The sequence below is a fragment of the Auraticoccus cholistanensis genome, assembly GCF_009742705.1.
GTDB classification, from domain to species: Bacteria; Actinomycetota; Actinomycetes; order Propionibacteriales; family Propionibacteriaceae; genus Auraticoccus; species Auraticoccus cholistanensis.
Window position 1 is genome coordinate 135,923 of record NZ_WPCU01000006.1, and the last position, 12,200, is coordinate 148,122.

Annotated in this window: 14 protein-coding genes; 9 read left to right on the plus strand and 5 right to left on the minus strand. The window is 72.6% G+C overall.

The annotated features are described in order from the left end of the window. The first annotated feature begins 16 nt into the window (after positions 1-16). From GC722_RS10570 to GC722_RS10600, 7 genes are all read left to right on the plus strand, one after another. On the plus strand, positions 17-1,027 hold the full coding sequence (locus GC722_RS10570; protein ID WP_331714682.1) for an ABC transporter permease: 1,011 nt from the start codon (positions 17-19) through the stop codon (positions 1,025-1,027). Beyond that, on the plus strand, positions 1,027-2,007 hold the full coding sequence (locus GC722_RS10575) for an ABC transporter permease (RefSeq protein WP_156610006.1): 981 nt from the start codon (positions 1,027-1,029) through the stop codon (positions 2,005-2,007). Before GC722_RS10570 ends, GC722_RS10575 begins: the two co-directional genes overlap by 1 nt. Further along, positions 2,004-3,098: an ABC transporter ATP-binding protein gene (locus GC722_RS10580; protein WP_156610007.1), complete on the plus strand. Its 1,095-nt coding sequence runs from the start codon at positions 2,004-2,006 to the stop codon at positions 3,096-3,098. The genes GC722_RS10575 and GC722_RS10580 overlap by 4 nt, the downstream gene beginning before the upstream one ends. Then, positions 3,095-3,949, plus strand: a complete 855-nt coding sequence (locus GC722_RS10585; protein ID WP_331714683.1) for an ABC transporter ATP-binding protein — start codon at positions 3,095-3,097, stop codon at positions 3,947-3,949. Before GC722_RS10580 ends, GC722_RS10585 begins: the two co-directional genes overlap by 4 nt. An 82-nt stretch (positions 3,950-4,031) precedes the next feature. After that, entirely contained in the window at positions 4,032-4,847 is an 816-nt protein-coding gene (locus GC722_RS10590; protein WP_156610008.1) for a biotin--[acetyl-CoA-carboxylase] ligase, read from the plus strand. Positions 4,848-4,931: 84 nt separating this feature from the next. Next, a complete protein-coding gene (locus tag GC722_RS10595) occupies positions 4,932-5,411 on the plus strand; it encodes a PH domain-containing protein (protein ID WP_197429991.1) in 480 nt (159 codons plus the stop codon). After that, on the plus strand, positions 5,408-5,863 hold the full coding sequence (locus GC722_RS10600) for a GtrA family protein (protein WP_331714684.1): 456 nt from the start codon (positions 5,408-5,410) through the stop codon (positions 5,861-5,863). Before GC722_RS10595 ends, GC722_RS10600 begins: the two co-directional genes overlap by 4 nt. Positions 5,864-5,870: 7 nt before the next feature. Here the strand turns inward: GC722_RS10600 and GC722_RS10605 are convergent, their stop codons facing one another. Beyond that, positions 5,871-6,707, minus strand: coding sequence for a phosphotransferase (locus GC722_RS10605; RefSeq protein WP_156610010.1), 837 nt, complete (start codon positions 6,705-6,707; stop codon positions 5,871-5,873). A gap of 533 nt (positions 6,708-7,240) precedes the next feature. Between GC722_RS10605 and GC722_RS10610 the strand changes: the two genes are divergently transcribed. Together GC722_RS10610 and GC722_RS10615 are read left to right on the plus strand one after the other, a co-directional pair. Further along, positions 7,241-7,537 (plus strand): hypothetical protein, encoded by a 297-nt coding sequence (locus GC722_RS10610; protein ID WP_156610011.1) that lies wholly within the window; start codon positions 7,241-7,243, stop codon positions 7,535-7,537. 98 nt (positions 7,538-7,635) lie between these two features. After that, complete coding sequence (locus GC722_RS10615) at positions 7,636-8,043, plus strand: hypothetical protein (protein WP_156610012.1); 408 nt, start codon at positions 7,636-7,638, stop codon at positions 8,041-8,043. 27 nt (positions 8,044-8,070) lie between these two features. Here the strand turns inward: GC722_RS10615 and GC722_RS10620 are convergent, their stop codons facing one another. The 4 genes from GC722_RS10620 to GC722_RS10635 all read right to left on the minus strand — a co-directional run. After that, positions 8,071-8,538, minus strand: a complete 468-nt coding sequence (locus GC722_RS10620; protein WP_156610013.1) for a pyridoxamine 5'-phosphate oxidase family protein — start codon at positions 8,536-8,538, stop codon at positions 8,071-8,073. 112 nt (positions 8,539-8,650) lie between these two features. Next, on the minus strand, positions 8,651-9,991 hold the full coding sequence (locus GC722_RS10625) for an alkaline phosphatase family protein (RefSeq protein ID WP_156610014.1): 1,341 nt from the start codon (positions 9,989-9,991) through the stop codon (positions 8,651-8,653). A gap of 68 nt (positions 9,992-10,059) precedes the next feature. Next, positions 10,060-11,445: an ABC transporter substrate-binding protein gene (locus GC722_RS10630; protein WP_156610015.1), complete on the minus strand. Its 1,386-nt coding sequence runs from the start codon at positions 11,443-11,445 to the stop codon at positions 10,060-10,062. Between the two features lie 57 nt (positions 11,446-11,502). Beyond that, positions 11,503-12,200, minus strand: a 698-nt coding sequence (locus tag GC722_RS10635; protein WP_156610088.1) for a carbohydrate ABC transporter permease, incomplete at its 5' end; no start/stop codon positions are given.

Sequence of the window (12,200 nt, forward strand, 5' to 3'; positions counted from 1 at the left end):
AAGATCGGAGTCCGTCGTGCAGTTCGCCCGCTACCTGCTCCGCAGGACGCTCTGGCTGCTGGTCACCTTCGTGGCGGCCATGGTGCTGGTGTTCCTGCTGATCCGGCTCGTGCCCGGCAACCCCGTCGACGCCATCGTGGCGCAGATGACCCGCGGCGGCGGGGGCAGCGGGGAGCAGGTGCGGGCGATCTACGACAACTACATGAGGGAGTTCGGCCTGGACCTGCCGCTGTGGCAGCAGTTCCTGGTGTTCTGCCAGAACGTGCTGCAGGGCGACTTCGGCACGTCCTTCGCCCAGTACCCCGCGCCGGTCACGGCGATGATCGGCCAGGCGCTGCCCTGGAGCATCGCGATCCAGCTGCCGGCGATCGTCGTCGGCTGGCTGGTGGGCAACGTGGTCGGCGCGGTGGCCGCCTTCCGGGGCGGCTGGTTCGACAAGGGGGCCTTCCTCACCTCGATCTTCGCCACCTCGGTGCCCTACTACTGCCTGGCGATCATCCTGCTGTTCGTGGTGGCGGTGCGGATGCAGATCCTGCCGGCCGGCGGCGGCTACTCCTTCGGGCTGTCCCCGGAGCTGACGCTGACCTTCTTCGGTGACGCGATCACCTACTTCTGGCTGCCGTTCTGGTCGCTGGTGATCGTCTTCATCGGCGGCCAGGCGGTCGGGATGCGCTCGATGGCGATCTACGAGCTGGGGTCGGACTACGTCAACTACGCCCGCGGCCTGGGCATCGGCGACAACCGCATCACCCGCTACATCTTCCGCAACGCGATGCTGCCCCAGCTCAGCGGGCTGGCGCTGTCCATCGGCGGGATGATCGGCGGTGCGCTGATCACCGAGCTGGTCTTCAACTACCCGGGGCTGGGCACGCTGCTGTTCACCGCGATCAGCTCCAACGACTACCCGGTGATCCAGGCCATCGTGCTGCTGATCACCATCGCCGTGCTGCTGGCGAACTTCCTCGTGGACGTCGTCAACGGCCTCATCGACCCGCGCATCCGCGCCGCAGAGACCGGAGACCGCTGATGAGGGGAGCCAACCTGTCGCCCCGGTTCTGGGTGGCGTCGACGATGATCCTGCTGCTGGTGCTGGCGGCGGTGTTCGGCCCGATGGTGGTCGCGACCGATCCCAACCAGGTGATCGGCGGTCTGTACGACCGGCCGAGCGGCGAGCGGCTCGCGCTCTACCTCGGCACCGACAACGAGGGCCAGAGTGTCCTGGCCAACCTGGTCCACGGGCTGCGGACCTCGCTGCTGGTGGGTCTGCTGGCCGGGGCGATCGCCACGCTGATCGGGCTGGTGCTCGGACTGGTCGCCGGCTTCCAGGGCGGCTGGGTCGACGACGTGATCAGCGCCATCACCAACATCGCGCTGTCGATCCCGACCATCGTGGTGATCATCCTGCTCGGGGTGGCGCTGGGGTCGCGGTCCTCGGTGGCGCTGGCGGTGATCATCGGGGTCACGGCGTGGCCCTGGCTGGCCCGGGCGGTGCGCGCCCAGGCCAGCAGCATCCGCGTCCGCGAGCACATCGAGGTGGCCCGGCTCTCGGGCGCCCGCTGGGTCAGCATCCTCGGCTGGGACGTGCTGCCCTACCTGCTCAGCTACGTGGTGATGGCCTTCGTGCTGCAGTGCTCGGGGGCGATCCTCGCCGAGGCCACGCTGAGCCTGCTGGGGCTGGGCCCGTCGGGCAGCACCTCGATCGGCACGATGCTCTACTGGGCGCAGGTGTGGGGCTCGGTCCGGGTGGGCGCGCTGTGGGCGTTCCTGCCGCCGACGATCGTGCTGACGCTGATCTCGTTCTCGCTGCTGCTGCTCAACTCCGCCGGCGACGAGCTGTTCAACCCGCGGCTGCGCAAGGGCCGCCGGCGTGGCCGGGGGACCGCCGGAGCCGCCCGTGGGCGCCGGGCCCCGACCCCCACCCCGGTGGCACCGGAGACCCCCACCCCCGGCCTCGCCGCCTCCACCGCGGTGGACCTGCCCGTCAGCCCGAAGGGAGCCTCGCGATGACCCGGCTGCTGGACGCGCGCAACCTGCGCGCCGCCTACCGCACGCAGGACGGCCGGCTGGTGCGGGCGGTCGACGACGTCTCGGTCCACGTCGACGAGGGGGAGGTGCTCGGCGTGGCCGGGGAGTCCGGCTGCGGCAAGTCCACCCTGGGAGCCATCCTGTCGCTCAACGTCCGCTCCCCGCTGCAGGTGGAGTCCGGGACGCTGGACATCGAGGGCAAGCGGCAGGACTTCGGCGCCTCGGCCAAGATCCCCCGCACCTGGCGCGGGTCGGTGGTGTCGCTGCTGCCGCAGGGGGCGATGAACTCCATCAGCCCCACCATGCGGGTCCGCGACCTCTGCTTCGACGTGGTCCGCGCCCACGACCGGCGGGCCCGGCGCAGCGACGCCCTGGACCGGGTCCGGGACCGGATCGCCGACCTGGGGCTGCCGCCGCGGGTGCTGGACGCCTACCCGCACCAGCTCTCCGGCGGCATGAAGCAGCGGGTGGTGACGGTGATCTCCACCCTGCTCAACCCCCGGCTGCTCATCGCCGACGAGCCCACCTCGGCCCTCGACGTCTCCTCCCAGCGGGCGCTGATCGAGATGCTGAAGGAGATGCTGGAGCAGAAGATCATGGCCGGGGTCATCTTCGTCACCCACGACCTGCCGGTGCTGCGCACGGTCAGCGACCGGATTGCGGTGATGTACGCGGGCAAGATCGTCGAGGTCGCCGACGCCGGCGACCTCGTCGACCGGCCACGGCACCCCTACTCGGCGGCGCTGCTGTCCTCGGTGCTGGTGCCCGAGCCCCGCTACCGGACCATGCGGGTCAAGGGCATCCCCGGTGCGCCGCCGAACCTGCTCGACCCGCCCCCGGGGTGCCGCTTCCACCCGCGCTGCGGGTTGGCGATGCCGCAGTGCCACACCGACGAGCCACCCACCGACGGCACCGAGCTGCGCTACTCCGCCTGCCACTGGTCGGCCCAGCACCCGGGGGAGTCGGTGCCGGTGGAGGCCGCCACCCGGGACGAGCTGGACGGCGGGGAGCCGCTGGACCGGGCCGGGGAGCCGGTGGCCCTGGCCGGCGACGGCACGGGGGTCGGGCGGTGACCGCGGCGCAGACGTCGACGCGGCCGCAGCGCTCCGGCGGCAAGGAACTGTTCGTCGCCCAGCAGCTGACCAAGACCTTCGGACGCGGCCGCAGGACGGTCGACGCGGTGAAGGCGGTCGACTTCACCGTCGTCGAGGGCGACATCACCACGATCGTCGGCGAGTCCGGGTCGGGGAAGTCCACGCTGGCCCGGATGGTGCTGGGGCTGCTGCCCATCACCTCCGGCACCCTCACCTTCGAGGGGCGGGACGTGACCCACCTGCGCGGCGCCGCCCGCCGGGCGTACTGGCGTGACGTCCAGGCCGTCTTCCAGGACCCGTTCGCCGCGTTCAACCAGTTCTTCACCGTCCGGCGGCTGCTGGAGCGCTCGCTGCGGCTGCTGGGGGACGCCCGCGACGGCAGGCAGCGGATGGAGGAGGCCCTCGCCCACGTGGGGTTCGCCGCCGCCGACGTGCTGGACCGCTATCCCCACGAGCTCTCCGGCGGTCAGCGGCAGCGGGTGATGATCGCCCGGGCGCTGATGATGCGTCCCAAGGTGCTGGTCGCAGACGAGGCGACCTCGATGCTGGACGCCTCGCTGCGGGTCAACGTGCTCAACGTGCTGACCGACCTGCGCGACGAGCTGGACATGACGATCCTGTTCATCACCCACGACATCGGCCAGGCCTGCTACATCGCCGACCGGGTGATGGTGCTCGAGCACGGCGTGCTGGTCGAGCAGGGCCCGGCCGAGGACGTCATCTTCCGCCCGCAGCAGGAGTACACCCAGCGGCTGCTCGCCGACGTCCCCAAGCTCCACCAGCTCCCCGACCCCGGGCCGGCGGGGTCGGCGGCCGTCGCGAGCACCTAGGCTGCCGCCCGACGTCCTGCCCGGACGCGGCGTCCCCTCCGCACGGAGGGGCGCCCCGCCGACCTGCTGGAGCCCTGCTGCGATGAGCACCGCCAAGACACCGCCGGGGGCTGACGCCACCCGGCTGACCGCGCTGCTCGACGACCCGGCCCGGTGGTCCTCGGTGGAGGTCGTGGACGTCACCGGCTCGACCAACGCCGACCTGGCCGCGGCCGCCCGGGCAGGACGGGTGGACGCCGGCGCGGTGCTGCTGGCCTGGCACCAGGAACGTGGCCGGGGGCGGCTGGAGCGGACCTGGACCGCCCCTCCGGGCACCTCCGCCGCCGTCTCGGTGCTGCTGGCCGTGGAGGGCGTGCCGCCCACCCGGCTGCCGTGGTTGCCGCTGGCCGTCGGGCTCGCGGTGGCCAGCGGCATCGAAGCCACCACCGGGGTGGCGGCCGCCCTCAAGTGGCCCAACGACGTCCTCGTCGACGGGCGCAAGGTCTGCGGGATCCTCGCCCAGCGGGTGGAGACGCCCGGCGGTGCCGCGGTGGTGGTGGGGTTCGGGCTCAACCTCACCCAGGACGCCCACCAGCTCCCGGTGCCCACCGCCACCTCGCTGCGGCTGGCCGGTGCGGGAGACGTCGACCGGTTGGCGGTGGTGGCCGGGGTGCTCACCGCCCTGGGCCGGGTGCTCGACCGCTGGCGCGACGGCGACCCGCACCTGGTCGGGGAGTACCGCGCGCGCTGCGACAGCGTCGGCCGCGAGGTGGTGGTGCACCTGCCCGGGGACGAGCGGGTGACGGGTCGGGCCGTCGACGTCGACGACTCCGGTCGGCTGGTGGTCCGCACCCCGGTCGGACCGCGGGCCTTCTCCGTCGGTGACGTCGTCCACCTGCGGGCCACCCCGGCCTCGTAGCAGGCGGCGGGCGTGGGCCCGTGTGCCAGCATGAACGGCATGGGCGTGCGGCGCAGGCCCCCCGGTCCGGGGGAGCAGAGGCTGGTGCGGCTGCGCACCCACGGCAAGGCGCTCGCCGGTCCGGTGGTGGTGCTGCTGGTGCTGGCCGCCGCCTGCGGGGTCACCGTGGCCACCATGCCGGCCGAGCTCGAGCCGTGGGGCTGGTACGGCCTCGCCGCGCTGACGGGCCTCGCCGCGCTGGCGTGGGTGGTGGTCCCGTTCCTGCGCTGGCGCTCCACCACCTACACCGTGACCACGCACCGCCTCGTCACCCGCAGCGGGATCCTGGCCCGGCGTGGCCACGACGTGCCGCTGGACCGGGTGGTCGACGTCCGTTACGAGCGCAGCCTGTCCGACCGGCTGCTGGGCTGTGGCACGCTGCTGCTGCAGACGGCCTCCGAGGCGACCCCCGTGGTGCTGCCGGACGTCCCCGACGTGCGCCAGGTGCACCAGCTGGTGAGCGAGCTCGTCTTCGGTGTGCAGGACGCCCCCCAGGGCGCGGTCGTGGAGGAGGAGCGTCGGTGAGCGAGCGTCCGCTGCCCCCGCCGGTCGAGCTGCCGGTGGCCGAGCACACGGGACACGGCCGGCTGAGCACCCAGCTGGTGCGCTTCGTGCTGACCGGCGGGCTGTCGGCGGTCGTCGACTTCGGGCTGCTGAACCTGCTGATGCTGGCCGGGCTGGGGCACACCCCCGCCAAGGCGCTGTCGTTCGTGGCCGGCACCACCACCGCCTACCTGATCAACCGGCGCTGGACCTTCCGTGCCGAACCGTCGCGGCGCCGGTTCGCGGCGGTGGTCGTGCTCTACGCCGCCACCTTCGCCGTCCAGGTGGGGCTGTTCTCGCTGCTCTACGCCGGGCTCCCCGCGCTCGGGCTGGGGGAGGCCGCGGTGCGGGTGGTGGCCTTCGTGGTCGCGCAGGGGGTGGCCACGGCGCTGAACTTCGTGGTGCAGCGGGCGGTCATCTTCCGCCTCCGCTGACCCTGCTTCAGCCGCGGCGGCGCTCGAGCGCCGTGCGGATCTGGTCGAGCCACTCCGTGCCCAGCCGGATCCCGTCGGGCAGCTGGTCCTCGGCGTCCCAGCGCCAGGCGGTGGCGACGGCCAGGGTCAGGATGCGGCAGTCCCGCAGCAGGTCCCGGTCGACTCCGTGGTAGTGCTCGGCGACCTCCTCGGGCGCGTGGGCGAGGTCGAACTCCACGGGCCCGCGGCAGCACGTCTCGAAGTCGATGAACAGCAGCCCCTGCCGGGTGGCGAGCACGTTGCCCGGGTGCGGCTCGCCGTGCAGCAGCTGCTCGTGACCGTGCTCGGCCACCGCCCTCCCGAGTGTCCGCAGCGTGTCCCCGAGCAGGGCCCGGTCGGCGTCGGTGAGCAGGGGACTGAGGTCGGGGTCCTCGACCAGCCGCCGGGCCGACGCCACCCGGTCGAGGAAGTGCGGTGAGGGTAGCTCGACCGCGCGCATGCCGGCGTGCAGCCGCTGGAGCGCGTCGGCGTAGCCGACGGGCGGGAGGGTGGAGGACGCCAGGGGCTCGTGGTAGGTCCACAGCGTGACCACGAAACCGTCGCGCTCGTGGACCTGCGGCCCCGCCCGGTGGTCGAGGGCCGCCACCGGAGCCCCCGCCCGGTCGAGCTGGTGGACGACGTCGACCTCGAAGTCCGCGTTCTGCTGCGTCACCGGAGCCACCCGCGCGACCACGTCGCAGGGCAGCAGCCGCAACGTCATCCGGTTCGAGTCCTGCAGGACCACCGACTCGTCGGCGACCAGCCCGACGGCGGCTGCGGCCGACCTGGCTGCGGCGACCGCGCGAGGCACCTGCGATGCGTGCATGCCTCTCCCTCGATGGCGCACTGCCGTGCGGGCGGCACGACCTGGGGGCACCGTACTGGTCCCGCCGGTGGGGTGCGCGCGGCTTTCCGGGCGACCGTGGCGACGTCACCGCTGCGGGGCTCCGCCGGCTCCACCCGGTGCGTCCGCGGGTGGTCGCGGATGGGCTCGCAGCCGTGCGGTTGGATGAGTCGGTCACCATCGCGAGGAGGGCCATGACCGGCAGTGCAGATGTCGATCGGACGTGTGTCGGTCGGACGTGGGCTCCATGACGCCCGGCACAGCTGGGTCGCGCCGTTGACGACGGCGTTGTCGCACGCGGGTCTGGGCGACCTCTGGTACCGCTGGTGCGACCGGCGACGGGACTGGTCCACCGAGGCGACGGGGGTCTACGAGCAGGACTCGCTGCTGACCGAGCGCGGGGGATACGTCGCACTCCCCGTCACCGAGTTCATGCAGGCCTACCGCGCAGCCGGGGCGACCGTCAACCGTGGGAGCGGGCTGGGCGCCCCCGCCACCGGTCCTTCACCGTCGAGGTGGGGGACGGGCCGGTCCTGGTCCGGCTGGCCGTCCTGCTCGGGCGGGGCCTCAACTCGCAGGAGTGTGCGCTCTCGGTCGAGGTCGACGGCGTGCCGCAGGGAGAACCGGTGAGGCTGCACGCGGTCGCCCGCGACATCCGGCTCGCCCGCGACGAGACGGTCCCAGGACCCGACGGTCCGTACCCGCGGCCGATCATCAGCAGCCGCAGCCACCTCGAGGTCAGCTCGCGGGAGATCGTCGCCCTGATGGCCGACGTCGCCCGAGCACCTGCGGCCACACTGGACCCATGCTGACGCTCGCAGGCCCGAGCCGGTGGCCGCCCCGCCCGGGCCGCGGAGGTGGCCCCGACGCGGTGGCGGTGGTAGGAGGGTCTGCCCGCGCGGTCGCTGGCGTGGCGCTGCTGCTGGCGCTGACGAGCACGCTGCCCGCATGCACGGCCCGAGCGGAGCCGGAGGTCATCGGCGAGGTCTACACCGGTGCCGGCGCGGGGACGCTCGGAGTGGACGGCTCCATGGACACGAGTCCCACCGCAGGGTGGGTCGAGCCCGGTCAGCGGTTCTACGTCACGACGTACGGCTCGTCCAGCTGCCCCGCAGCTCCGACGGCACTGGCGCTGGACGGCGACCGCCTCCGGGTCACGATGACCCGGATCGGCGGCCCGGCCTGCACGGCGGACCTGGGCCCGACCAGCTATGCCCTCGCCCTGCCGCACGAGCTCCAGGGGTCCGAGCGGGTCGCTGTCATCCTCGAGCTCGGAGACGGCGCCTCCGCCGAGCTGCTCCTCGAGCCGGGGGACTAGCGCCGGAAGCCGACGCCGGGGTGCGCCTCAGCGCTGCCGCCGCACCGGCACCCGCTCGTCGTGCTCGTCCAGGGTGAACAGACGCTGGACGCGGGCTCGGTAGAGGCGGAACCGCCCTGCACCGCTCAGCCGGTCCGGCGACCACGGCGGCAGCCCCTGCGTGCCGCAACGTCGGTTGTAGGGCGCGAGCACGGGGCCCAGGTCCGCCGGGGCCACCTCGGCGGCGACGGCCTCGACGTACAGGGCGCTCGCCGATCCGACCGGGACGCCGGAGTCGAAGACCACCAACGCGACCTCCGGTCGGACCGCGATGTTGAGCGAGTGCCGGCTGCCCGGCTTCGACACCCAGCAGAAGGAGTCCAGCCCGTCGGCCGCGAACCAGACCGGGGTGGCCCACGGCCGGCCCTCGGCGTCTGCGCTCGCGAGGGTCAGGTAGGCGTTGGTGGCCACGAGCCGTCCCGCCTCGGCAGCCACGTCACCGGGTTCTGGCTCCATCGTCCGATGGTCGCACGCGCACGGGGCTGCCGGCCCGAGCGGCCGACGTCGGTGGGCGCTGCGCGGAGCAGGTACTCGGTGTGGCCGACGTGGTCCTCGAGGTCGGTGCTGCTCAGGCGACCGGCTCCGGGTCGCCCACCACCGGCTCCGGCTGCGGTGTCCCCGCGCCGGTGAGCACCTCGGTGATGACGCTGCCCTCGGCCGTGGGGAGGTCGAGCCCGAGCACCGCGGCGAAGGTGGGGGCCTCGTCCAGCATCGAGCGGCGGCCGGCGTCCACCCCGGCCCGGAAGGCGGGGCCGGCGGCCAGGAAGACCGGCTGGTCGCCGTGCCGTGGGGCGTGGCCGTGGTTGCCCAGGTAGCCGCGGAAGTCGTCCTCGCCCTTGCGGACCACGACCCGGCGGTCCAGGGCGCCGCCGACGATCACACCCGGCTCGGACTCGACGACGTAGTCGAACGGCCCGGCCAGCCCGTACTCCGCCTCGGCCTCGGCCGCCGTCAGCACCCGCTCGACCCGGTACCGCGGGTCCTGCTCGAGCTCGCGCAGCACCGCCTCCAGCTGCTCGCGACGCTGCGGGGCGAGCCCGTCGGCGAGGAAGACCTGTCCGGACAGCCCGGAGCTGTGGCAGTAGGCCTCCCAGTCGACCAGCCGGTGCTCCTCGTCGGTGGTCAGGAAGCCGCGGTCGCGGAGCAGCACGTTGACGTTGGTGTGCTGGACGGTGTCGAGGTGGCCGTGGTCGGAGACGATCACGATGTTGGTGCGCTCGGCGTCCCCGGTGCTCTCCAGCGCGTCCAGGATGCGGCCCAGCCGCTCGTCGGTGGCCCGCAGCGCCTCGTGCACGTGCTCGCCGGCGGCGCCGGAGAGGTGGCGGGCGGCGTCCACGTCGACCAGGTGCAGGAAGAGCACGTCGGGACGGTCCTCCAGCAGCAGGTCGACGGTGACGGCGGTGGCCATCTCGTCGTTGCGCCGCTTGGGCTGCCACACGATCTTGTCGCGGTGACGCAGCCACAGCTCGTGGCCGCGGGGGGAGCAGTGGGTGGCGTAGCACGCATCCACGCCGCCGAAGTGGTCCTCGTTGCCCATCTCGGGGACGACGACGTCGTAGGGGGCACCGCCGGTGACCGGCCACTGCACGCTGGCGGTCGTCATGCCGGCGGCCTTGGCCACCTCCAGCAGCGTCGGCACCTGGAGGAAGTCGTGCTGCCAGAACCAGTCGGGGTGGCTGATGCCCGGCTGCATCAGCACGTTGTTCCACACCCCGGACCGGGCCGGCGCGCAGCCGGTCAGGATCGCGGTGTGGTTGGGGTAGGTGACGGTGGGGAAGACCGCCTCGATCTCCGCCACCGCCGCCCGCTGCAGGATGCGCCCGAAGGAGGGCAGGGTGCGGGCGTAGGCGATGTCGTCCTGACCGGACATGGCGTCGACCGAGATGACGACCAGCTTCTGGCGTTCCACGGGGGCTCCTGGGGCGAGGGGGTGGGTGCGGGACCGGGCCGGCCGCCGCAGCGGCCGGCCCGGGCGGATCAGGAGGCGAGGACCTTCTGGATGCTCTCCTGGTTCTGGCTCATGACGTCCTCGAGCTTGGCCTGCAGCTGGGACACGACGGTGTCCACGTCGGCGCCGTCGCCGTAGACCTGCGCCATCGCGGCGGAGATCTCGACGGTGGCGGCCTGGTACCAGGCCACCGGGTCGGCGGTCTTGGCGTTGGGGACCTGCTCGAGGGCGGTGCCGAAGTTGGGGTCGGCGGCGACCTGGTCCTTGACCTCCTTGGTGTCCTGGGCGGCGGTGACGATCGGCAGGTAGCCGGTGCCCAGGTGCCACTGCGCGGAGTTCTCCGGCTCGGCGAGGAAGCGGAACAGCTCGGCGCAGGCGTCCTGGCGCTCCTGCGACTCGGCCTTGACCACCGAGAGGCCGGAGCCGCCGGTCGGCACCGGCGGGGCGGCCTGGTCGTGGCCGAGCATGAAGGCGGTGCCGATGTCGAACTGCGCGGCCTCGGTGGCCCCGCGCAGGGAGGCGGTGGAGCCGTGCGAGGCGGCCGCGACCCCGGTCTGGAAGTCGGTCATCGAGGACTGGGCCATGTAGCCGTAGCCGTCGGTGTGGATGAAGTTCTTCTTCCACGACAGCCACTCCCGGGCCGGGCCGGCGTCCGCGGTGGCCTCGGTGGCGCTGGACCACTGCCCGCCCCAGGCCCAGATGTGGGACTGGCCGTACCAGGTGTCGTCGGGGCCGAAGGCCATCGGCTTCAGCGGCTGGCCGCCGGCGTCGAGCTTGAGCAGCTCGGGCGCCATCTCGGCGAACTCCTCCCAGGTGGAGGGGCCCTCCTCGGGCAGCCCGGCCTCCACGAAGCGGGTCTTGTTGAAGTAGAACAGCGGGGTGGAGCGGGCGAACGGCACGACGTAGGTCTGGCCGCCGGCGGTGCCCTCCTGCACGTAGTTCTGCATGTAGACGTCCAGCGACCACTGGTCGTCGAAGTAGCCGTCCAGCGGGGCCAGCGCGTCGGCCTGCCAGAACTGCAGCCACTGCCGCTCGGGGAAGCAGACGATGTCGGGCACCTGGCGGGCCTGCAGGGCCGCGGTGAACTTCTTGTTCAGGTCGGTGTAGCCGCCCTGGGACTCGGCGATGGCGACGATGTCGCTCTGGGAGTCGTTGAACTTGGTGAACAGGGCCTGCAGGGCCTCGAAGTTCACCCCGGTGAAGGGTGCCCAGAACAGCACCGCGGTCCGGCCCTGGTACTGCGAGGGGACGGTGGTCGGCGCCTGCGAGAAGCCCGAGCGCAGGTTGGGCGAGGATCCCGAGCCGCCGGCGACGGGGGAGCCGCAGGCGGCGAGGCCGGCGGCGCCCGCCCCGGCCCCGAGGACCGCCAGCAGGGTGCGGCGGTCGAGCCGGAGGTCGGACAGCTTTGTGGACATGGGTGTCTCCTGGTTCGGTGGTGAGGGAAAAGCGGGGAAGGGGGAGCTCGGGGGAGGTCAGCCCTTGACCGCACCGGCGGCGATGCCGCCGATGATGCGGCGCTGGCCGATGAAGAAGACGATCAGCATGGGGGCGGCGACCATGACGGCGCCGGCCATGATGGCGCCCCAGTTGGTGTAGCCCTCCTGGCTGCGCAGGAACTGCAGACCGATGGGCAGGGTGCGCATGTCGGCGGTGCTGGTGACGATCAGCGGCCAGACGAAGTCGTTCCACTTGCCGATCAGCACGATCAGCGTCCCGGTCACGATCATCGGGGTGCAGAGCGGGACGACGATGGTGCTCATCCGCCGCCAGTGGCCGGCGCCGTCCATGATGGCGGCGTCGACCAGCTCCTGCGAGACCGTGCGCATCTGCTGGTAGACGAGGAACATCGCGAACGCGCTGCCCATCCCGGGCAGGATCAGACCGGCGTAGGTGTTGAGCCAGCCGAGGTTGGCCACGGTGATGTAGTTGACCAGCAGCGTCACGTGACCGGGCAGCATGAGCGAGCCGAGGATCAGCACGAACACGGCCTTCTTCCAGCGGAACTCGACGAAGGCGAAGGCGTAGGCCGACAGCACCGCGCAGGCCATCTCCAGGGCGGTGCCCACCCCGGTGGTGATGATGGAGTTGAGGAAGAACCGGCCGAAGGGGGCGGAGTTCCAGGCGTCGACGAAGTTGCCCAGCTCGAGCGAGGTCGGCACCCAGCGCAGCG